Source organism: Pelagerythrobacter marensis, assembly GCF_036700095.1.
Classification (GTDB): domain Bacteria; phylum Pseudomonadota; class Alphaproteobacteria; order Sphingomonadales; family Sphingomonadaceae; genus Pelagerythrobacter; species Pelagerythrobacter marensis_A.
This window is the reverse complement of the sequence record NZ_CP144918.1, coordinates 308,350-331,827: the sequence shown is the minus strand read 5'-3', so window position 1 is coordinate 331,827 and position 23,478 is coordinate 308,350. Positions and strand designations below refer to the sequence as shown.

Sequence of the window (23,478 nt, the reverse complement as noted above, 5' to 3'; positions counted from 1 at the left end):
AGTCTTCCCCCGCTGCGGCCCGTCGCTAGACCTGCATGTTCATCAGCTCGCGATAGGTTTCGAGCATGCGGGTGCGCACTTCGAGCGCGAGTTCCACCGACATGCGGGCCTGTTCCAGCGCAAGCGTCACCTGGTGAACGGGAATATCGTCGTCGACGGCGAACTGACGAACGAGGTTGTCGGCCGTCGCGATCTTCCGATCGACCGATTCCAGCCCTGCCGCCAGGATCGCGTCGAAGCTCGCGGCATCGTCCACGGCGATCCGGGAAGGGAGGGGCGGGCCCAGACGGTCGATAGCCGGCGTCGTCCCGTCGAGCGCAATCGCGCTGCTTACCGCTGCTATCTCGGTCATGCCGGGCGCCCGAGCTGGAGCGCGCTGGAATACATCTGCCGTGCGCTCGACATCGCGACCAGGTTCGCTTCGTAGGCCCGTGCCGTCTCGATCATCAGGGTCATCTCTCGTGCATGACTGATGTCGGGGTAGGAAACGAATCCTTCGGGATCGGCGTGCGGGTGGCCGGGTTCGTAGACTCTGCGCACCCCGCCGTCTTCGCGCTCCACGCCATAAACGCGTACGCCTGCCGGCTGCATTTCGACCTGTTCGCGCCGGGCTTCGACGAGGCTCTCGGCGAAAGTGCGATCCGGGCCGGAGACGAGCCGCAGCGGCGTAAAGGGATCGCCACTGGCGGTCCGCGACGTGTTCATGTTCGCGATGTTCTGCGCGATGATCTCCATCCGCCGCCATTCGACATCGAGACCCGTGCGGCTGATTTCCATAGCGTTCATTGCCGCCCTCCCCGTACGACGGTATGGCCGATCTGCAGTTGCCGGTTGAGCACTTCGACGAGCGCGGAATATCGCAGCGAGGTCCGCGATGCCTCGGCCATTTCGAGATCGAGGCGTATGCCGCCGTCCATGTCGCCTTGCGACGTGCGCGCGATTTCCGGGCGGACCTTGCCGACGGCATCGATCCCCATGCGCGAGGCCTCGCGCAGGCTTTCCTCGAAGGAAACCCCGACCGGGCTATAGCCTTCGGAGTTGGCATTGGCGATATTCTGCGCGGTTGCGGCGGCGCGCAGGCTCAATCCGTCGAGCGCCTTCGAAACCAATGCTATGGACAGCGCATCCATCCTCATCTCCTCACTGAATCACGATTTCTGCGTGCAGTGCGCCTGCGGCCTTGATCGCTTGCAGAATTCCGATCGTTCGGCGCGTATCGACCTTGGCCTGGGCAAGCGTGCGGAACAGCGCGGCGACATTGGTGTCGGGCAGCGACAGCACTGCGTCGTCATCGCCCTGCTCGACGGCCAGTTCGGTATTGGTCACAACCAGGCTGGAAATGTCGCTGGCGAAACCGGCGATGAAGCTGGGTTGGGAGGCGTAGCTTTCGCTCTTGACGGAAACCTTGATGTCGCCTTGCGAGATGACGACGCTCGAAATCTGTACGTCGCCGCCGGCCACGATCGTGCCGGTCCGTTCGTTGATCACGATCCGCGGCGTGCGATCGGGCCTGACCGGAAGGTTTTCGATGGTCGATAGGAACGTCGCCAGTTGACTGGCGGGCTGATCGAAGCGGATCACGACCTCGTCGGCATTTCGCACTGTGGCCGTGCCGTAGCCAAGCCGCAGGTTGATCGCATCGCTGATCGCCTGCGCGGTCGTGAAGCCCGGTTCGGTGAGGAGGAACGAAATGTACCCGTCTTTCAGGACCGAGGCATCGACCGCATTCTCGATCGTTGCCCCACCAGGGAGCACGGCGCTGGTCGGATAGTTGCGCTGTTGCCGGTTCAGGTTGGCTTCGAAATCGTATCCACCGACGGTGAGCGACCCTTGTGCCAGGGCGTAGGGTCTTTGATCGGGACCAAGCAAAGGCGTCATCAGGAGAGTGCCACCTGCAAGCGAGCGCGCGTCGCCGATCGACGAAACGACGGCATCGATGCGGTCCCCGGGGTTGGCCGATGCGGGGAGCCTGGCGGTTACGATCACGACGGCCACGTTGCGGCTATTGATCTGGTCTTCGGCAACCACGCTGCCGAGGCGCGAGAGCACGTTGCGCAGTGCCTGGCGGGTGACTTCGTTTCGGCGGGAGTCGCCCGATCCGGCCAGTCCGGTCACAATCCCGTATCCGATCAGCGCGTTTTCGCGCCAACCGTCGAATCTGCCGAGCCCTTTGATCGGGACTTCCTGCGCCGACGCGGGGATGGCGTGTAGCATCGCGATGCCGAGCAGCGCGGCAAGCAGCGTCCGGCACAAGGGGGAAGGCAGCATCGTCGTCACAGTCCGAGAAAATTGAAGATGCGGTTGATGAGGCCAGGTTTGGCGCTCCGCGTCACGAACCCCTTGCCGTCATAATCGATCTCGGCCCGCGCGATGCGTGACGAGAGCACGTAATTGCCCGGCTGAATGTCTTGCTTGCGGACCTGTCCGCGCACGGCGACGCGCGTTTCCTCGCCGTTTATCTGCATGAACTGCGATCCCTCTATCGCGAGGTCGCCGTTCGGGAGGACTGCCACGACGAGAGCGGACATCTGCGTTGCAAACCGTTCGTTGCGAACGATTTCGCCGCGTCCGGCATGGCTGTTGCCGAAATCGAGCGACGCGGATTCGTCGATCGGTCCGGCCGCGAACGATCCGCCGAGGCCGGTATTGCGCGAGGAATTCTGCTGCAGCCGGCTCGACGAACTCGCCGATTCCGATATCAGAACCGTCACGATGTCGCCCACTTCGGAGGCGCGTTCGTCGCTCGCGACCGAAGCCCAGCGATCCCCGTTGTAGAGCTGATCGGCGGCAGCGGCCCCAGGCGACATGGTGCATGCCAGAAGCGCAGCGCATGTGACAGAACGCAGCTTCATTCGCCCTCCTCCCCGCCGGACAGCGGAACGGGAAAGACTTCTCCATCGCCGGTCTGGACGAAAGCGGCCCGGCCCGGTCGGCCGGATTGCATCAGGCGAACCTCCCGCCTCAGTTCGACGGAACCCGACCGGGCCACGAGCGTCAGCATCGACCCGGCGGCGAAAGGCCGACGGTTGCGAACCTCGAGCGGCCCGAGGTAAGTGCCGCGATCGAGGTTCGCCGTTGCCCGAACGGCGCGTGCGCCGCGATCGTAACGGACGGCCGCCGTAGAGGATTCCGCTCGGCAAGCCGCCGGCTCGACATGCTTGGCAACGATATACTCGCCAGCCTGGATCGCATCGCGCAATTTCAGGCAGCGGCGAGCAGGAATCGAACGATCGGCAGACGGGGCATGAAACGTGACAGTGCCCTTGTGCCGCAGGGTCATCATCGTCAGCGGAAAATGGCGGCGCAGAAGTTCGCGGCGGCGCGCTTCGGATAGCGTGACGGTATTGGCGCCGGCAGGGACGATCGCGATCGGGCGATCGCACAGGTCGCTGCCGACGGCGCATTTCAGGTTCGCGATATCCGCAACCGCGATCACCCGCTGTTCGAGATCGACTTGCGGCGGTGCGCCCTGCGCCGCGGCTGCCGTGCCTGCGCACAGGACTGCCGGCAGGGTGAGGAGTGTCGAGGCGCGCATCCGTCTATTGCCGCAAGTTGTTGGTAATCGCGGCAAGCTGGTCGGCAATTTGCACCGCCTGCGCATTGGCCGCATAGGCGCGCTGGACGATCATCATCTGAACCATCTCTTCGGTCAGCGCGACGTTCGATTCCTCGATACTGCCTTGAACCAGGCGACCGCTGCCATCCTCGGCGGCGACGGTGTCGATCGGTCGAGCGCCGTCGACAAGCTGCAGGAGCCCGCCTTCCACGCGTTCGAGTTCGGTTTCGCGTTCGACTCTGACCAGCCCTATCTGCCCCAGCTCAAGCCGGTCGCCAGCGGTCGTCTCGGCCGAGACGATCCCATCCGCGGAAATCGCCAGAGCGGACAGGTCCATCGGAACGTTGATCGTCGCGCGCAGGGGAAGGCCGGCGGCCGTGGCCAACAGGCCGTCCTCGTTGACCTGAAGACGGCCGCCGCGCCAGAAAAGCGACCGGCCGTTCGGCCCCATCAGTTCGATGAAACCCTGGCCGTCGATCGCAATGTCGAGCGGGTTGTCGGTCGGTCTTAGCGTCCCCTGGGAGAGGAAGGTCTCCCGCGCCGTGACCCGCACGCCGCCGGCTGCAGCCAGGATATCGCCGGTCGCGACCGGTTCGGCGATCTCCGCATTCGCCCGTTGCGCCAGTATCTCGGAAAACTGCGTTTCCGACCGCTTGAATCCGGCGGTGTTTACATTGGCGATATTGTTCGCCAGGATTTCCAGTGCCTTCTGCTCGGCGCGCAGTCCCGCCGCGCCGACTTCGAATGCTCCGTTCATTGCGTCCCCCTGCCGAAAGTCGTGATCGCCTGCCCGATCAACTGGTCGTAAACCCGGGAAATGCGCGCGCCGCTTTCCGCCTGGCGCGATGCTGCCATCATCGCGACGAGTTCGTCGCTGAGCACCACGTTGGCGCTCTCCAGATATCCCTGGCGCAACGAAGACGCTTCGGCTTCGACGATCGCGCCGGGCGGTGCGCGGTAGAGGCTGCCGCCCAGCGCTTCGATCGTTTCGGGCGCGGATGCTTCGAAGATCCCGACGGCGCCTGCCGGCATGCCGTCCGCAAGGACGGTTCCGTCCGAGAGAATTTCGATCCGTTCGCCCACCGCGGCCAGATCGCCCCCGCTGGCGGTTTGCAGAACGCGGCCCTGCGCGTCGGCAATCACGCCATCGGGGCCGCGGACGAAGCTTCCGCCGCGCGAATAGACCAGCGTTTCGCCGTCGCGCATCTGCAGCAGGCCCGGACCGACGATCGCCAGATCGAAATCGCGACCGGTATGCGTAAGTCGGCCCTGTGCGAACTGGCTGACGAACCGCGTGGCCGGCAGACCGTCGCGTTCGCCCTGTTCGAGAATTTGGGCGAAGGATATCTGCTGCTTGTAGGCCGCGGTCGACGAATTCGCGATGTCTTGTGCAGACGACCGTGCCCTCAGCTCGCTGGACACAAGTATAGCGCGTGCGGACTCAATTAAATCCGGCATTCGCAGCCCCCAGATTCGATCCCGTTAGTCGTTTAGGTAAAATGCGCGATGTATGTGTCAAACAAGAGTCGGCCGGTCTCTGTGGATATTATGCGGAACCGCATGCGGTCCGCATTTCCGAAGGCGCTCTCGCCGGTTTCGGAGACTGCCGGCTCTCTCTGCCAAGCCTCTCGGATCGCGCCAAAAATTCCGGGCGAGCCATGTTCGTGCCATGCTCGCGCGAAAATTAGCACCAGTTCGGAGCTAAACTTTTTTCCGATCCGTCGGATTGACCGTTCGAGATGCCGGCCCACGCCAGGGTTCGCATGCGGTGAAGATGCCGGGGGAGTTTTCGGATGGTTGCGATTTTCAGCGGCGGCGGTGAAGGCTTGCTGCGCAGTTCGGCCAACATTCTCGGCGCTGCGGGGCAAATCGGCAATGCCTCACTGGGACGTGGCGGGGAGAACGTTTCCGTCAACGCCGCGACGGGCAATCTGGTCATTGCCAGGCGCGATGAATTTCTGGCCGGTCGCGGGCCCGACGCGATGGTCGAGCGGACATACAACAGTCTGACCCTGGTGACCGATGGCGACAATGGGGATCAGTGGCATCAATCGACCGTGCGGCGGCTGTTCGGCCTGACAGGGACGCTCAATACTGCGGGGAGCACGATCAAGCGGCAGGCTGGGGACGGCTCCGTGATCGTCCATACGTGGAACGCGGCGCAAGCCGCCTACGTCGCGACCGACGGTGACGGCGCGCATGACACGATCGTCAAATCCGGGTCGACCTGGATCTGGACCGACGGCTCGAGCCGGGTGACCGAGACTTACGAGGCCTATGTCGCGGATCCCTCGGTATTCCGGATCAAAGAGCGGAAGGACAGCGACGGCTACAGGGTGAGTTTCACCTATGTGTCGGGCACCAACAAGCTCGATCGGATTACGACGCACAACCACGGCTATGCCAATGCGGACACCGGCATCGCCGAGCAAAGCTATATCCAGTATGTCTGGTCCGGGAACAATATCGCCCGGATCGTGACCGGCTATACCGATTACGGCGATTCGTCGACGGCGGCCGACAACGTCAACCGCACGCTGACGCGCACGCGCTATGCCTACGATGCGCAGAACCGGCTGATCGAGGTGACGGTCGATCTCAGTCCCGAGGACAACAGCATTCTCGACGGCAAGACATATGTCACCAGCTATACTTACGACGGCAACAGCAATCGCGTCGCCTCGATCACCCAGACCGACGGCTCGAGCCTCGCGATCACTTATGACGAATCGGGTCGCGTTGCGACGCTGACCCAAAAGGTGGCGGCGGGCGAGGCGCGGGTGACGCGGATCGGCTATGGCGTGAACGTCACCAGCATCACCGGCCCCGACGGCGGGGTGACGCGGCTGTGGTACGACAACAAGAAGCAACTGGTCCAGGTGATGGGCCCGTCGGCGACCCAGGGCGGGATCTCGCAGGTCGTCCAATACGAATACGACAATGCCGGCAACCTGATCCGCACGATCGAGACCGATAGCGTCAATGCCTCGATTCCGAACAATCTGGTCGATGCTTCCGTCTGGGGCGACGGCGAAACGGCGGGGCGTGGGGAGAATCTGGTCGACGACAGCGGCTGGCCGCAGGATGTCGACGGCACGCTGCCGGCCAACGGCACCATCGGGCGGGGGTGGACCGGCAGCTACGTCAGCGAAACCGAATGGACGGTAACGACCGGACCATACGGGAAGCAGGTCGTGTCGCTGCACGCCGGCCAGGACGATGCCGACGACCCTGGCGGCGGTGCATATAGCCAGCCTTTTCCGATCGATAAATCGAAGGCCTACGAGTTTTCCCTCTACTTCAAGGTCGATGCCTTGGATAAGCACCGGATCTTGTTCGGTTTAGGCAGTGGTGTCGTCAAGAACGGAAACAACGGTGCCTATAATGGGAATCCCTACTTTACCACCAGTTATCCGAATTCCGGCATGGAAGCGGGAAAATGGTACAAGATCGTCGGTTATGTTCTACCAGGATCGACGCCGCTCGAAGCCGATGGTGGCTACGGCGGCATCTATGATCTTGAAACAGGCGAACGGCTAACGACCGTCAAACATTTCATCTGGGATGAAACTCAGGCAAGCAGCACAACCCTTGCTCGCTTCTTCAACTACTACAACCAGGACCGACAGGGGAAATTCACCCATTTCTTCAAGCCGGAAGTGCGCGAGGTGTCCGACGCGGCGATCCTGCGCAGCGGCGATGCGCTCGATATCGACCGTGACCGCAACCTTCTGGAGGTTCCTTACCCCGGCGGATGGGCGAACGTGCCCACGATCGCCGGCGACGGCGAGGCGCGATGGAGCGAAGTCGTCGGCCCCGACGGGGCCTGGCAAATCGGGCTCGAGACCGGCCAGTTCGACAGTGTCGGCGATGGGGGTGGGGGCTATACCAACAGGTTCACCGTCGATCCGACCAAGACCTATCGCTTCACCCAGTACGTCCGCAAATCGGATCTGACGCGGCACAATATCTATTTCGGATTGACGAATGCGAGCGCCCCCTATGTCAAAAACGCCACCAACGGGGCTGACAATACCAATCCTTATTTTCTGGCATGGGCGCCTGGCACCCAGCAGGCCAATATGGAGGAGGATGGCTGGTACAAGATCGTCGGCTATGTCTTGCCGCGAGGCTCGGCCAACGTGGCCTCGGGCGGTCTCGGTGGCGTCTACGATGCGAAAACCGGCGAGCGGGTCGCTGGCGTCAACACGTTTCGCTGGCACGAATCGATGCCGAGCGAACAAGTCTACGCACGCTTTTTCACTTACTACGATCAAACCCAGCACGGCTGGTCGACCGACTGGCTGGCCCCGGAAGTCGTCGCGATCGAAGCTGGCGACCTGGCCGCCGACAATGCCGACCCCTTCGGCATCGTCTATGACGAGAGCGGCCGGATCACGCGCTATACCTACGACGCCAACGGCAATGTGCTGACCCGCACCGATGCCAACGGCAATGTCGTCAGGCGCACCTACGGGGCGAAGAACGAACTGCTCACCGAGACGCGCGCCGGATCGAATGCGGCCGGGGCGAACGTCAATCACACGACGCGCTATGTCTACGACAGCGAGAATCACCTGCGCTATGTGGTGAGCGCCGATGGACGAGTTACGGAGTACAGCTATACCTATTGGGGCGCACTCTATTACGCCATCGAATATCCCGAGCACAGCTACGCGATCGGTTCCGGTGCGCTGACCGAGGCGACGATGAATGCCTGGCGCGACGGACTTGCCGACCGATCGTCGGTAAAGCCTCGTCTCTATATCTACGATACGCGGGACAACCTCATTTCGACGCTCGAATATGGCACGGCCACGACAGCGGGAGCCGCGAGGACGACGGAAGGCTACAGCCGGACGTACTACAACTACGATCAGGCCGGACGGCTTCTCAGCCAATTCGTTCCGGGGCAGAACACCGAAAGCTTCGTCTACGACGGCCTCGGGCGGCGCACGGCCTCGACCGATCTGGCGGGGGGAACGACCAGGATAATCTACGACGATGCCGCCAGCACGACGATCGTCGCGTTGGGCACGGGCAAAGTGACCACCTCTGTCTTCAACAGGGCGGGGGATCTGATCAGCGAAATCGAGACGGAGAACTTTAGCGATACCGCAACCAGCAATCTCGTCGCCGCACAGAATCTCGGCAACTGGTCGCTGGGGGGGATAACTTCGTCCTCCGCCGGAACGATCAACGGCGAGCCAGCCGTGCGCTATACGGTAGCCGGCGATGCGAGTGGAAAATCGCAACAGATCGTCGCGCCCAGCTCGACAGTCGCTTCCGACAAGGATGTCATAACGGCCACCATAACCCTCCAGGCAACTGCGAGTTCCAGTTCTGCGGCATTTGGCATTCTTGGCAGCGTGACAGGTTGGGGATACGATAACGCCGATCTGGGCGTCGCCCGGATCGTGTCGGGCCCGGGAACGGTGGTGAAGGCCTGGAATTCGGAAGGATTCTTCTATGTTTCCGGCCTGTCGACGACCGAGCCGACAGTAGTCGAAATCCAAAGACGTTTCGATCAAACCCAAACGGCTTCCGTCCGCCTTTACCCCGATTTGCCCAACGGCTCTATACTGGGCAACGCAATCATTGCATCGGCGCCCAGCATATCCAAATCGCGGGCCAGTGAATCCAACTTTCTTTACGACCGGAACGGCCGGCTGCGCGTCGCGACCGACGCGACGGGGCACAAGAGCTATTATCTCTACGACAAGGTCGGGCGCAAGATCGCCGATATCAATCACTATGGCCACGTCGCCGAATACCGTTACGACTCCGCAGGCAGGGTCATTGCCACGGCCAACTACACCTATGCGCTGACGGCGGCGCAGATTGCAGCGCTCGGCGATCCGGACAACACGCTCGAGATGGCCGATATCCGGCCCGCTGCGCACAGTTACGATATCTGGAGCTGGTCGGTCTACGACGATGCGGGCCGTTTGATCGAAAGTATCGACGGCGGAGGCGGGGTGGCGGTTTTCAGCTACGACGCCTCCGACCGCCTGATCAAGACGGTCAGCTATGCGGGCAAGCTCAGCGCCGCCCAGCTTGCGGCTTTCAAGGCGGAGCCGCCGACGGCACTGGTGTTGCCGGCGGCCAACGCCGCGAAGGATGCGGTGAGCCGCAGCTTCTACGATCGCGACGGCCAGTTGATCGGCAAGCTCGATGGCGAAGGCTATCTGACGGAGATCGTCTACGACCGCGCCGGGCAAAAGGTCGAGGAGGTCGCTTACGCGACGAAGACTTCGGCGAGCTATTGGGCGTCGGGAACATTCAGTCAGCTGAGGGCAAGCGCCGCGCCGTCATCGAGCGCAAATCGGCGCACACGCTATGTCTACGATGGCCAGGGGCTGCTGCGCTACACCGTCGACAACGGCGGCTACGTCACGAGCCATGCCTACAACTATGCGCGCAAACCGACGACGACGATCGTTCATGCCGCACCGATCAGCACCAGCGACTTTACTTATGACAATGTGAAAGCGCTGGTGAATGCAATCGCGAGCGAGACCAACGATCGCGAAAGCTACAATGTCTACAATGGCGCAGGTCAGGTCGCCTATACGATCGATGCCGGCAATGTGGTGACCGGATTCAGCTATGACCTCACCGGCAATGTGACCGAGACGTTGCGCTATGCCGCGCTGCGCAGCACGCCGAGCCTGCCGAGCCTCTTGACGATGAACAGCTGGGCGTCTTCCCAGGCAGGCAATGGCGGCAATCGCGTCACGCGCAACTGGTATACCGCAGGGGGCGAGCTGCGCTTCACGGTCGACGCCGAAGGCTATGTGAAACGCTTCGACTACGATGCCGAAGGACGGCTCACGCGCGAGGTGAGCTGGGCCAACGCGGTGGCAGCCACCGGAACGACGACGATTGCGCAGATCGATGCCCTGACCGGCAGTGCCGGCAGCTGGACGGATGTCAGATATTCTTACGATAGAGCTGGGCGGCGCCACAGTGTCTATGATGGCGAGGGCAATCGCACTATTTACGGTTGGCGAGCGAATGGAGCGCGATACGCGGTCTATCGCGCTTATGGCACCGCCGATCAGAGCGTGACCGTTTTCGTCAATGATGGTGCTGGTCGGATTATCAGGGAGTACCGCGCCTATGGCGAGGCCGAGCGTGCGAACGTGGCCTATGCGTACGACGGGCTAGGCAACCGCACGAGCATGACCGACGCCAATGGCAAGGTCACCCACTATACATACGACGAACGCGGCCAGCGGCTGACGACGACCGACCCGGCGGGCGGGGTCACGCACTACGAATACAATGCATTCGGCGAAGTGGTGAAAACGACCGACCCGGGCGGCGGCGCAACCTACCACTATTATGACGCGCTTGGCCGGGAAGTAAGAACGCGCGATGCCGAAAACCATATAACCGTGACGAGCTATACCGTTTTCGGCGAGGTGGCGAGCGTCAGGCGCTACTACAACAAGACCGCTAGCACGCCGAGCACCACTGCGCTGCCTCTGGTAGCGGCGCATGCGAAGGACGCGTTGACCCGCTTCGAATACGACAAGCGTGGCCTCGTCACCAAGACGACCGATGCCGAAGGTTTCTCCGAAACCTATGTCTACGACGCTTTCGGAAACCGCACGAGCGCGACGAACAAGCTCGGCGGCGTCACGAACTACGTCTATGACAAGCGCGGCCTGCTTGTCAGCGAGATTCTGCCGACCAGTTCCTACAATGCCGACGGCAGCGTGCAGACGTCGCGAGTCACCAACAGCTACAGCTACGACGCGCGCGGCAATCGCACGCAGATGATCGAAGCCGCCGGTCTCGCCGAGGCGCGCACCACGACTTATGTTTACGACAAGGCCGACCGGCTCATTGAGACGCGCGGCGAGGCGCGCGCGGTGCTCAGCCAGGCCGATCACAAGACGACCACTGCGAACTTCGTTCCCAGGGAGACCCGCCGTTACGACGGCCGTGGCAATGTGACGAGCGTAACCGATGCCGCGGGCAATCGGACGGTCTATTATTACGACGATCTCGATCGCAGGGTGGTCGAGATCGACGCGGCCGGCACCTATACCGTGCACAGCTATGACAAGAACGGCAATGTCACTGCGACGCGCGTCTATGAAACCGCAGTAGCGGTTCCGGCCGACGGCGGCTCGCAGGAAGAGGCGCCCGCGGCGCCTTCGGGCGCATCGCGCGCGACGAGTTTCACCTACGACAATCTGGGCCGCCTGCTGACCAGCAGCGTGGCGGGCGTGAAGACGGGATACTGGAACGGATCGGGCTGGGTCGCAGCGACCGGTGCGATCACGACGACCTATCAATACGATGCGCGCGGCAATGTCGTGAAGGCGACCGATCCCAACGGGAATGCGTCCTACAGCTATTACGACAAGCTCGGGCGCAAGACGGCTGCGCTCGATGCCGAGGGATACAAGACGGTCTGGACTTACGACGGCGAAGGCAACGTGTTGACCGAGCGCCGCTATGCCAACCGTTACACCGGCACGCCGTCGACCGCCGCACCGCCGAGCGTCTCGACGAACGGCGCCGACCGGATAACGACTTTCACCTACGACCGGACCGGCAACCGGCTTTCCGAAGCGCGCAGCGGCGTCACCGTGCACAATGGCTCGGGCGGCACTTCGACGGTCACCGCCACGGTGTCGTGGCTCTACAACGGCCTTGGGCAAGTCATCCGCAAGACCGAGGCGACCGGCGACCAGACCAACTATACTTACGATGTGGGCGGCCGCCTGCTTCAGGAAAGGCGCGCGGCGTTCACCAGTCACCAAGGGGGAGGTGTCACCCCGACAGTCCACTATCGCTACAACGGGCTCGGCGATCTCGTGCGCACCGCCGCGGCCGGCGCGGGCGATGCCACGGCGCGCGTGACGACCTACAGTTATGGTGCGGGCGGGCTACTTACCTCCATGACCGATGCCGAGGGGGTGACGCACAGCTATGCCTACGACAAGCGCGGGATCCTGATCCGCGATCAGTACTATCGCGCCGGTTCGGCGGGCGGCACCGGCACGCTCAATGCCGTGCTGACCAAAGTGGACGAACTGGGCCGCACGACCGAACGGACGGTGGCGGCGTGGAATGGCTCGGGCTGGACCAAGGGCGAGGTCGCAACGACCGATTACAATGCATTCGGCGAAGTGAGCCGCAGCGGTATCAACGGCGGCGCGATTGCCGAAGGCAGCCGGCTTTGGCAGACCCAGAACAAGTACGACGCTGCCGGGCGCCTGTGGGCAACCAACGCGGGCGACGGGGTGTGGAAGTATTTCGGCTATGACAGGAACGGCAACCAGACGATCGCGATTACCAGCGCCGGCACCAACCTTGCCGGCAAGACCTTCGACCAGGCGCGCGCGCTGATATCGGGCAGCGGAGTCAATGCAACCTATACGGTTTACGACAAGCGCGGCCTTGCGAAGAGCGTGGTCGAGGAGGGGCGCCAGCTCAGCAGCAGCACTACCGCGACCCTGACCACGGGCCGAACCTACAATGCGTTCGGCGAGGTGGCGAGCGAGACGGATGCCGCCGGCGCCGTCACCACTTACAGCTACAACAGGGCCGGGCGCATGATCCGCTCTGAAGGCCCGACGGTTCAGATCACCAACGAAAACGGCACGAGCCAGTGGATCAAGCCGTCACAGGATTACTACTACGATGCAGCGGGCCGTCTCGTTGCAATGCGCGACGCGAACGGCAGTTATGCCAGCGGCGGCACCAGCGCCAATGGGACCTCGAAGACCGCGAACACTGGCAACCTCACGCGTCTGACGCTGCTCGCAGGAACCGGCTACGACGGCAGCGACGCGCTTGTCACCGCCGAAACCCACGCCGACGGGGGCATCCGGCGCACCGCCTACGACATTCACGGCGATGCGCGCAAGATCACCGACGAGATCGGCCGCGTGACCACGCAAAGCTTCGACAGGCTGGGCCGCGTCACCCGGGTGAACCACGCCGGCGGCCTCGTCGACTATTACGCTTACGACAGCCTGGGGCAGCAGGTCAGTCGCTGGAACAACGTCTACGGCGCCGCCAATCGGGAAACGACCGACTATGACGTTCAAGGCCGGGTGATCACAAAGCGTTCATATGGCGGCGATGAAGTGCGCACGACCTACGCCTGGCAGGCCGGCTCCGCCACCAATGCGATTGGCAACTTCGGTGGTTGGGTGAAGACGGTCAGCACCGACGCCGATCGTGCCAGCAGCAGCGATAATATCAAGGCAAGCGTGACGAGGACCGACGTGTTCGGCCGGACCGTATCCCGCACGGATGCCAGCGGCGAGGAATACGCCTACACCTACGACATCGCCGGGCGATTGACGCGCGAACGGACGGTTGTCGCGTCGAACGGTCTCATCCTCAATAAGGAATACGATTACTACAACTCCGGATTGGTGCGGAGTGTCCTGTCGGGCGAGAGCGAGGTGGCCAACACCGATTGGAAGAACAAGATCGCCACTTATGGATACGACAAACTCGGTCGCTTGACTTTCGAGCGGCTCGAAAGCGCGCAGGGCACGTTCATTCCCGGCCATATGCAATACATCCCGCCCGAAGACGGTGGGTCTGGCTTCCCCGGCGGTGACACACCGATAATCATTCCGGACGATCCGGAGCAGGGCGAATGGGTCTGGGTTCCTGACAGCTACTCTGTGAACCGCGCGGTATTGCAGCACGGGACGGCGCAGTACGACGCTCTCGGGCGAATGACCCGATACCTCGACCGCGATGCGAACGGGAGCACGCTGGTCGACAAGAGATGGGCTTTCGATGCCAACAGCAACGTTCGCTCCATCACCACGACCTATCGTCCGATGAACCTGAACAAGACGCTGGGGAGCGCAGTAACGACCAGCTACCACTACCGATACGACGCGCTCGACCGGGTGGTGGTGTCGAAGGGCATCCGTTCGGGTAGCACGATCGTCGCGGGAAGCAGCGGGATCGTGCTGGCTTACGATGCAGCCGGACGTCGGGTGACGTCGAAGGCGGGATACGCCGCGCAGGAAAGCTACACCTACGATGCAAACGACCGGATCACCTCGGTACGCGTCGGTTCGGTGACGCGGATGAGCGCGAGCTACGATGCGCTCGGGCGGCTAACGGGCCATATCGAACGCAATGCAAGCGGTAGCCTCGTCTATGAGCGTCACAGCTTCGTTTACGACAAGCGCGATCAGGTTCTGTCGGAGAAGGGGCGGCGCAAGCTCGACAACGGCAACTGGAACTATACGCACACGGTCAACTACTACAGCGATACGGGCACGGGGTCGCATTCGTGGTACATTGCCAACAGTTGGGATACTGGCAGTTCGAGCGGCGATCTGCTGTATGCTTCGGAAACGAAGAACTGGTTGAACGGCCCGTACCCTCCCCAGTATCCCGGCAACTCGAGCGGGACGGGTTCGCCCGGCACACCCGATACGAATTGGGCCGATGAGTATTCGACCTACACATATAACTGGCGCGATGCGAGCGGCGGGGGCGGTGCACGGCAGGCGACGCACAAGCTGATCAACCGCGACGGGACGACGCAGACGACCAACATCTACGGGGCGGACGGTGCGATCGAGCGTGCCTCGTCGAGCACGCTGTCGGGGTCTGCTCCGGTGCAGACGCAGCATTACCGGACGGACATCGACGGGCGCATTCTGACGCGCGATCTCTATCGCAGTGGGACGACCTACGATCCCTCGGCGCGGTACTATGCCTTCGGCGGCCGGGCGATGGGGGAAATCGGGACCGACGGGAGCGACAACGTCGACTTTGCGACCACGATCGCGCGGCGCGACGATACGGGGACGGGCTCGTTTCGCGGCGGAGCGACAAGCGGCCAGCTCCATGCCGACTTCGATCTGAACCACCGCACGCTGGCGGCGACCTCGCAGGTCAATGGGTCGAGCTACACCGCACGCGGGGGCGAGAGCCTGCAGCAGGTCGCCGCGGCGATCTGGGGCGATGCCTCGCTGTGGTACAAGCTGGCCGAAGCGAACAGCCTTGGCGCGGGCGCGATCCTGGGTGCCGGGCAGAGCCTGCGCATTCCGGCCGGCGTGCAGGTCAATAGCCACAACGCGGGCACGGTCCGGCCCTACGATCCGTCCGCCGCGCTGGGCGACACCTCGCCCGCCACGCCGCAGCCGAAGAAGCAGAAGGGCGACGACTGCGGCGTGTTCGGTGCGGTGCTGCTCGCGGTGGTGGCGGTTGCGGTGAGCGTGATCGCGCCGATCGGTGGCACGGGGATCGCGGCGGCGATGGCCAATGCGGGGCTGAGCAGCGTGGTGAGCCAGGGTGTGGGGCTGGCGACCGGTATCCAGGACAAGTTCAGCTTCAAGGGCCTGGCGCTGACGGCGCTGTCGGGCGGGGTTGCGCGGGGTGTGGGTGGCAAGTTCGACGTGTTCGGCAATGCCGCGCGCGGCAGCCTGGAGGCGAGCGTCAACGCGGCGGTCGGCAGTGCGGCGGCGAACGCGCTGACGCAGGGCATCGCCACCGCCACGGGCTTGCAAGGCAAGTTCAACTGGGCGGGTGTTGCCGCGGCGGGTGTCGCGGCCGGTTTGGGCGAGGCGCTGGGAGGCAACCTCAAGCCGCTGAGCGGCGAGGGCTCCGACCGCTCGCTCGCCAACATCACCCGCCATACCGCAACCGGCGCCGCTTCGCTGTTCGCCTCGGCCGCCACGCGCAGCGCGATCGAGGGCTCGAGCTTCGGCGCCAACATCCGCGCCGGCCTGCCCGATGTGATCGGACAGGCACTGGGGCGGGCGATCGGCGGGGCGGCGCGCCAGGCCCTGACGGCCCCCGCCGACCAAACCACCGCCACGCTCGGGGTGCGCATGACCACCGGCGAGCAACTGAGCGGGGCGATCGTCAACCTGTCGAGTGCGGGCTATATCGGCGATACGGGGCTTGACGCCCTGCTTGCGCCGGTCCTGCCGCTTGGCGATGGGCTGGCGGTGGGCACGACCCTGCTCGAAGCGCGCGAGGCGGCCAGGCTCGACATCATCCTCGCCGAACATGCGCGCAGGGGCGGGCCGTTCGGGAACGGGGCGGCTGATGTCGATTATGACCCTTACCGGACGGATGCCGGGCGCGAGGCGTTCTCGGATGGCGGCTATGCGATCTTCGGGTTCGAGATGCGCCAGCGGTGGGGTGCTTTCAATGCCTGGAAGGCGGACGTGCTTGAAAACGTTCTTCCCACTCTTGCCGCACCCGAGCAAGCAGCCTTGCGCGCCGATATCGACCAGCGCTACCACAATCTGCAAGTGAACCAGGTGTATGTCGATGAGCTGGATGCCTATGCGGGCGGCGAGGTGAACAAGCTGCTGTTCGCCGGGCTGGGGGCGCCGGCTTTGATCGCTGGCGGCATGGTCGCGGCACCGGCTGCTGCCGGCTATGCCGGGAGCTTCTATGTCGGCGGCACGGCCAGCACGATCGCATCGGGCAGCGCCGGCTTTGCAACAGGTGGCTTGTTCGGCGCGGGGTTCGAGTTCTCGAAGAGCGAGGTCTTCGGGCTCGAGCATACGGCGGGCGGATACACGACCGCGATCCTTGCCGGCGGCGTCGGTGGCTCGGGCTTGCGGCTCCTGCCGAATACCGTGCTGGGACGAGCGGTCAGCGCCCGCGCGCAGACGGTGACCTTGGGGGCGGCTTCGGGCTTTACTGGCGACTTTGCCGGTCAGTTGGTGACCAACGGTGGGCTTCTTTACCAACTAGATGGTGGCCAGCTTGCCTTAGCGACTGGGCTGGGAGGCGGCCTAGGCGCTGTGACGCCATTGGACGTGCGTCTCAACGGCTTCACGTCCGGCAGGAACAGCAGCCTCAGCATCTATCAGGGCCTGAACACTAGGCTGGATAGTGGCAATATCGTGCAGATGCGGTTGCGCTATCCTGTGAACGCGGGCGCGGCCAATGCCGTGGTAGGGTCTGGTCGGCAAGCGGTTGGGACGCTGATCGACGGCACGAAGCAGAGGGTAGGTAGATAGTGGCGAGCGCCGACCCCAACTATCCTTCGCCTCACGCGATTTGGTTGCGCGAAAAAATACCGGGACCGCTGTTGTTCATATCGATCATCATGCTTCCTCTCATCCTTTATGGGGGAGTGGGCGGTCTGTGTATCGGCAGATATGGTCTGGCGGCCACGGTGTTTCTATGCGGCGGCCTCCCTTGGCTGTTCCTCTACACCAACGGCACTGGTCTGAAGCTCGCATGGGACGAGCACCGGGTCTACATGCGCCCGCAGAGCTTCAGGCCGCCGAGCTGGCACAGGCCGTGGCTTGAGCGCCTGCCGTGGCGCAGCCTGGCCTATGACGAGATTGCCAGCCTTGATGCCATCACCGTCAACGATCCGGGGGCCAGGTCCTTCCTGCTCCCGTTCCAACTGCTCCGCCTGACCGCCAAGGGAGCGACTGAGGAATACGATGAGCGTCATATCTGGCTCTACTCGCTGGCGCTGCGCGACAAGGAACTGGCGCCACTGTTGCGCCAGCTCGATACGAAGTGCCCCGGCATGTTGCCGGAGGTGGTGCGCCAGCGCCTCGCCGAATGGGCGGACAGGCACCGCTGATTTTCCTACACGCCCCGGACCTGCTAGCTGCTGACGAATCGCTCTTTCACACCGTCCGTCTTTCACACCTCCTACCGTCCGGCGTGTCCGGGACCGGGATGGCTTGCCGCGTGTGCTCTTTGGCCGTGCCGCAGATTGCCGCGCCGGCACCGACGACCCGCCGCGACGGATCGAGACGCCGCGGGGCAGACCCACCGGGGACACTGACAGCACCCTGCTATCCGCCAGATCGGAAGGTCGCACACGACCGCGTCATGTCGGGTGCAACCTGTTGAGAATCCCCAATGTTCGCCGCAAGGTCACACACACAACATCCGCAACGAGTGTCACGTTCGCGCAGTCGCTCTGTTCCTACGCAAGATCGAAACGAGCCGGTCGAGCGCCAGGATCGTCAGCAGCGAAAGGCCGAAAAGAGGCAGGAGGATCGCCAGGGCGATCACGAGTGCCCGGAGGCCGGGGCCGGCGCGGTGTCCTTCGGCCTCGGGGGCGGCGATCCGTCCGTGCGGGCGGCGTTTCCACCACATCGTTGCGCCGAGCACGCTGACCGCGATCAGGGCGAGCGCGGTGGCGAGGCCGAGCAGCTGGTTGGGAAGGCCGAACAGCTGCCCTTCGTGCCAGGCGATCCCGTAGCCCACCGCGCGGTCGATCGGGTGCTTGTCCGCAAAGCCGCTGCGGCCGGTTTCGGCGCCGGTCACCGGGTCGTAAGTGACAGTCCGGGCGAGGGGGCGGTTCTGGCTCATCGACATGGCCGTCCACACCTTGCCGGTGGGCGGCCCGAAGGGTTGCGGCGCATACGGCGGCAGGATCAGGGCCGGGAAGGCAAGCCGCTCCGCCCGGGCCTTCGCGACGAAGACTGACAGGGGCAGGCTCTCGGCCGACGACGACGCTTGCACTGTCTCGGTCAAGCGGGGAGGGGCGGCGGTGTGCTTGTGGCCGTCGTCGCTGCCGATCGTCCATTCCTGCGGCCCTTTCACCAGCCCCAGCTCGGTGCGCGCCCACTGGAATGCGCTGCCCCATGCGCCCGCCCAGGGCAGGCCGCTGGCCAGCATGACGAGGACCAGCCCCGCGATCCAGAAGCCGGTGACGCGATGGATGTCGCGCAGCAGCGGCCTCCCGCGCAGCGAGAGGCGGGGCCAGAGCGTGCCCGCCGCGCGGAAGGGCCGCGGCCACCACAGGTAGAGCCCGCTCAGGATCAGAACGATGGTCCAGCTCGCCGCCAGTTCGACCAGGCGATCGCCCCACTCGCCGAGCAGCAGCGATCCGTGGACTCGCGCGACCGTGGCGGAAATGCGGTCGTCGGGTGCAAGGGTGCCGAGCACCTCGCCCGCCGGCGAGACATAGACTTCGGCCGCCTCGCCGGATGGCAGCGTGAGCCGCAGCATCGCCGCGTCGCCCGGGTTCTCCGGCAGGCGATAGCGATCGAACCGGCTGCCGGGATAAGCGGCCAGCGCGGCCCGCAACTGCGTGTCGGCCGACACGGCGCTTTCGCTCGCAAGCGCGCGGTAGTCGCGTTCTTCCCACCGATCGATCTGCGGCTTGAACAGATAGATCGCTCCCGTGACCGAGAGGATCAGGACGAAGGGCAGGACGAACAATCCGGCGTAGAAATGCCACCGCCAGACCCTGCGATAGAGCGCCGCATCGGCCATTGTGCGCTCCCCGTCAGAACCGGGCGCGGACGCCGCCGAAGACGGCGCGGCGTTCGACCGGGTAGAAGATCGCCGAGGCCGGCGTTGCGGCGATGGCCGCACCGATATCGCCCACCGCGGTCTCGCCCAGCAGGTTGCGCGCGTCGAGGAACAGGTCGATCCCTTCGGCCACCGTCGCGCCGGCGGTCAGGCCGACAAGAGTGTAACCGTCCACGCGCAGGGTATTGGAGTAGTCGGCCCAGGCCCCGCGCGGTACCCATTCGACGCTCGGCGCCAGATGGAGCGCGTCGGTGCCCAGGCGCAGCTCGGCGCGATAGAGGTGCTCGGGCACCACCGGCAGGCGATTGTCGCCGTACTGCGGATCGCCGACGAAGCGGAAATCGCTGTACTGGTAGATCTGCCGGAGCTGCGCCCAGGGCGCGAAGTGCAACGCCAGGGCCGCTTCGATCCCCTGATGGCGTGTCTCGCCCGCATTGAACGTCGCCGCCGGAATGTCGGGGCCGATATCGAACTGAAGCAGCTCGCCCTTCAGGTCGGCGCGATAGGCGGCGATATCCCATTCGGCGATTCCGCTCCGCCCGCGTGTCCCCGCCTCCAGCGTCCAGGCGCGTTGCGGGGCGAGGTCCACGAACTCCGCGAGTTGCGCCAGCTCGATAAAGCCGGGAAATTCGACCGACCGGCTGTAGTTGGCGAAGACCTGGATATCGCGGGCGGGTTCGAACAGGACCCCGAACCTGGGCGAGAAGGCATCGTAGTCCGCCCGCCCGGTGACGTCGACCGCGCCGCCCATGAACGCGTTGTAGCGCAAGTGCTGCCTGCGATAGCCGTCGGCATAGACCCCGCCGGCGATCAGTTGCAGCGGTTCGACCGGCCGGAAACGGATTTCGCCGTAGATGTTGGCGCTGCGCGCATCCTGATCGGCATCGAAAGTGAGATCGCCGCGCTCGCCATCGATATTGACGAAACGCTTCGACCGGGTGTCGCCGAAACGCGCCTCTCCGCCCAGCGTCAGTTCGAACCGACCGGCGGCATAGTCGAACCGGGCATAGACCCCGCGGTCGAGCGATTCCTGGTCCACCACCTGGAAGATCGGGTGGTAGAGCGACTTGGCGTTGACGAAGACCCCGGCGTCGAGCTGCCCGCGATCGAAGCGGAAACGGGTGCGGTTCTGCAGGCGGATCGAATCGACGTCGCGCGCCTGGTCGCCTGCGAAATTGCCGGTTTCGGGCGCGTCGCGCACGGTTTCCAGGTCCAGCGCGCCGGGCAGGTCCTGGTCGATCGCGTTCACGCTGGCATAGAAGCGGGTTTCGACCGCCTCGGTCAGCTCGATCCCGGCATTGCCGTGGAACCGGAACGAGCGGCGCCCGGCGTGGTCGCGGTCGCCGTCCGAACGGTCGAAGGCGATCGCGCCCCAGGCATCGCCCGGCCCGGCATCCACCCCGGCGGAGGCGAGGCCGCGGACGGTGTCGAAACTGCCGGCGTCGGCACGCAGGTAGATTCCGCCGGCGGTCTTGCCGGTCGGCGTCACCCCGTTGATCGCGCCGCCCAGCGTGCCCGAGCCGAAGCGCAGGGCATTGGCGCCGCGATAGACCTCCAGATGATCGAAGAAGATCGGGTCGAGTTCCTGGAAATCGCCGTTGTCGTCGGCAAGGTTGATCGGCACCCCGTCCTGCAACAGCGTGATCCCGCGCATGTGATAGCCGCGCGAGAGGCCCGATCCGCGGATCGCGATGCGCACTTCCTGGCCATAGCGCGGCTGGAGATAGACTCCGGGCGAGAAGGCGAGGGCGTCGCGCAGCGACACGGGCGACTTGTCGGCATAGTCTTCGTGGGTGACGACATCGGTGCCGCCGGGGGTGGCGTCCGCGCGCGCTTCCGCCTCGTCGGCTGCGCGCGCGCCGGTGACGATAATGGTTCGGCCGTCGTCGCGGGCTGCCCCGGCAGAGGTTTCGGCATGCGCGGGTATGGCGACGGCCGCAAGCGACGCCGCGAAGGCGATACGTGAGATGGTCATGTCTGTGCTTTCTTTGAAACGGTTCCGAAGGGACGTCAGGCGACGAGCCGCTCGAGCTTGGCGAGCGAAGTCTCGGCGTCCTCGTGATGATCGATGATCGACTGAAGCCGCCCTTCGCGGTTCATCAGGAACACCGAGGCCGAATGGTCGATCGTGTATCCGCCGCCGTCGATCGGCACTTTCTCGTAGAACACGTGATAGGCATCCGTGATCTGCGCGAGCTGATCGGGCGCGCCGGTCAGGCCGAGGATCGGGGTGTCGAATAGCGCGACGTAGTTTCCGATATCCTCCGGGCTGTCGTTTTCGGGATCGACCGAGACGAACACGATCTCGAACCTGTCGCCATCCTCGCCCATTCGCTTGCGAAGCTGGGCGAGGCGGGCGAGCGTCGTCGGGCAGACATCGGGGCAGCGGGTGAAGCCGAAGAAGATGGCGAACGGTTTGCCGGCCAGGTCCCGCTCGGTGACGGTCGAACCGTCGGCTGCGGTCAGGGTGAACGGTCCACCGACGCTGTCGGCATAGCCGTCGGCGACAGGCGGATCGCCGGGTCGGTTGGTAAAGGCGTAGAGCGCGAAACCGGCGGAAACCAGAACCGCGAACCAGAGAACCAGGCGAAGCGTTTTCAGGCGATCAGTCATGGTGCGCCTCCCCGGGCCCTTCGGCGCCGATCGGCTGCACGTCCAGCGTGACGGCGACTGCGCCGGCCTTCTCGAATTCCAGCGTCAGCGGAACGTGCGCGCCGCGGGCAAGCGGTTCGCGAAGGTCCATCAGCATGATGTGATAACCGCCGGGTGCAAGCGTCACCGTCCGCTTCGCTGCGATCTCCAGCCCTTCGGCCAGTTCGCGCATGCGCATCACGCCGCCTTCCATGTCGACGGTATGGATCTGGACGTCTCCGGCGATCGGCGTGGTGCCGCCGACGAGGCGGTCGGCTTCGTCGCCGGTGTTGCGAATGGTCAGGAAGGCGCCGCCGACATCCTGCCCGGGCGCGGTTTCGCGGGACCAGGCTTGTTCGACGGCAATGCCGGTCGCAGCGGTGCGGGTTTCGGTCGTTGGGGCGTCGCCCGGTGCCCCGTCGCAAGCGGCCAGGGCCATGGCGACGGACAGCGAAACGGCGATTGTGCGGCGGATGCGATGGGGAGCAAAATCGGTCGCCCCCTGCCGCCCGCGAAGGCGGCGAACATATTTCTTCATGGGATATACCTCCGACAACCCGGACGCGCGCCCGTGGACGCGGCCGGATCGGCCAAACAGGATCGGTTCAGATCGTCAGGCTTGTGCCGGGGGCGCGCGCAGCGGCGGGCGGAGGTAGGGGATGCGCGCCAGCGGCGCGATGCGCGACGGCGCAAGGCCGAGCACGAGGATGAAGGCGAAGGCGGCCGCCAGCAGGATCGGGCCCGCGCCGCCCAATGCAGCCTTGGCGAGACCGGCGAAGGCGCAATGTTCGGCCTTGGCAGATCCGTCGGGATGCGCGGGCCCATGGTCGGGAGAGCCGGGTACGAGGATATCGACCGTTTCGATCCGGTCGACGCCGCCGGTACAGATCGTCACCGTCAGCAGCCTGTCGGGCGCCGACGAGACCATCATGCCGGCGGGGACCACGATCTTGAAGCAGAACGCGAGCACGAGCAGCGCGATCGCCAAATGGCGATGCCGACGAATCAAGGCGCGCAGCTGCGTCATGGTCGGC

At 64.4% G+C, this 23,478-nt stretch carries 15 protein-coding genes; 2 read left to right on the top strand and 13 right to left on the bottom strand.

Translation table 11 applies throughout. The features are described 5' to 3' along the window. Nucleotides 1-25 precede the first annotated feature (25 nt). From fliE to V5F89_RS01470, 8 genes are read right to left on the bottom strand one after another with little or no spacing between them, the layout of a single operon-like run. On the bottom strand, nt 26-352 hold the full coding sequence (gene fliE, locus V5F89_RS01505; protein ID WP_338446500.1) for a flagellar hook-basal body complex protein FliE: 327 nt from the start codon (nt 350-352) through the stop codon (nt 26-28). Beyond that, nucleotides 349-786, bottom strand: coding sequence for a flagellar basal body rod protein FlgC (flgC, locus tag V5F89_RS01500; protein ID WP_338446499.1), 438 nt, complete (start codon nt 784-786; stop codon nt 349-351). Before flgC ends, fliE begins: the two co-directional genes overlap by 4 nt. Next, nucleotides 783-1,130: a hypothetical protein gene (locus V5F89_RS01495; protein ID WP_338446498.1), complete on the bottom strand. Its 348-nt coding sequence runs from the start codon at nt 1,128-1,130 to the stop codon at nt 783-785. The genes flgC and V5F89_RS01495 overlap by 4 nt, the downstream gene beginning before the upstream one ends. Before the next feature lie 10 nt (nt 1,131-1,140). After that, complete coding sequence (gene flgI / locus V5F89_RS01490) at nt 1,141-2,268, bottom strand: flagellar basal body P-ring protein FlgI (protein WP_338446497.1); 1,128 nt, start codon at nt 2,266-2,268, stop codon at nt 1,141-1,143. A 5-nt stretch (nt 2,269-2,273) separates the two neighbouring features. Continuing rightward, entirely contained in the window at nt 2,274-2,852 is a 579-nt protein-coding gene (locus tag V5F89_RS01485; protein ID WP_338446496.1) for a flagellar basal body L-ring protein FlgH, read from the bottom strand. Continuing rightward, nucleotides 2,849-3,535, bottom strand: a complete 687-nt coding sequence (locus tag V5F89_RS01480; RefSeq protein WP_338446495.1) for a hypothetical protein — start codon at nt 3,533-3,535, stop codon at nt 2,849-2,851. Before V5F89_RS01480 ends, V5F89_RS01485 begins: the two co-directional genes overlap by 4 nt. A 4-nt stretch (nt 3,536-3,539) precedes the next feature. Then, entirely contained in the window at nt 3,540-4,313 is a 774-nt protein-coding gene (locus V5F89_RS01475; protein WP_338446494.1) for a flagellar hook basal-body protein, read from the bottom strand. Next, nucleotides 4,310-4,978, bottom strand: a complete 669-nt coding sequence (locus V5F89_RS01470; RefSeq protein ID WP_338446493.1) for a flagellar hook basal-body protein — start codon at nt 4,976-4,978, stop codon at nt 4,310-4,312. Before V5F89_RS01470 ends, V5F89_RS01475 begins: the two co-directional genes overlap by 4 nt. Nucleotides 4,979-5,349: 371 nt before the next feature. Between V5F89_RS01470 and V5F89_RS01465 the strand changes: the two genes are divergently transcribed. After that, nucleotides 5,350-17,544 carry a hypothetical protein gene (locus tag V5F89_RS01465; protein WP_338446492.1) on the top strand — a complete coding sequence of 4,065 codons (12,195 nt, stop codon included), beginning with the start codon at nt 5,350-5,352 and terminating at the stop codon, nt 17,542-17,544. Then, nucleotides 17,544-18,125 (top strand): hypothetical protein, encoded by a 582-nt coding sequence (locus tag V5F89_RS01460; RefSeq protein ID WP_338446491.1) that lies wholly within the window; start codon nt 17,544-17,546, stop codon nt 18,123-18,125. The genes V5F89_RS01465 and V5F89_RS01460 overlap by 1 nt, the downstream gene beginning before the upstream one ends. A 326-nt stretch (nt 18,126-18,451) precedes the next feature. Here V5F89_RS01460 and V5F89_RS01455 read toward each other — a convergent pair whose 3' ends face one another. From V5F89_RS01455 to V5F89_RS01435, 5 genes are all read right to left on the bottom strand, one after another. Beyond that, complete coding sequence (locus tag V5F89_RS01455) at nt 18,452-19,774, bottom strand: PepSY domain-containing protein (RefSeq protein WP_338446490.1); 1,323 nt, start codon at nt 19,772-19,774, stop codon at nt 18,452-18,454. 13 nt (nt 19,775-19,787) lie between these two features. Next, complete coding sequence (locus V5F89_RS01450; RefSeq protein ID WP_338446489.1) at nt 19,788-21,788, bottom strand: TonB-dependent receptor family protein; 2,001 nt, start codon at nt 21,786-21,788, stop codon at nt 19,788-19,790. 35 nt (nt 21,789-21,823) lie between these two features. After that, nucleotides 21,824-22,426, bottom strand: a complete 603-nt coding sequence (locus V5F89_RS01445) for an SCO family protein (RefSeq protein WP_338446488.1) — start codon at nt 22,424-22,426, stop codon at nt 21,824-21,826. Next, on the bottom strand, nt 22,419-22,982 hold the full coding sequence (locus V5F89_RS01440; RefSeq protein WP_338446487.1) for a copper chaperone PCu(A)C: 564 nt from the start codon (nt 22,980-22,982) through the stop codon (nt 22,419-22,421). Before V5F89_RS01440 ends, V5F89_RS01445 begins: the two co-directional genes overlap by 8 nt. Before the next feature lie 75 nt (nt 22,983-23,057). After that, nucleotides 23,058-23,471, bottom strand: a complete 414-nt coding sequence (locus tag V5F89_RS01435) for a DUF2946 family protein (RefSeq protein WP_338446486.1) — start codon at nt 23,469-23,471, stop codon at nt 23,058-23,060. Nucleotides 23,472-23,478 lie beyond the last annotated feature (7 nt).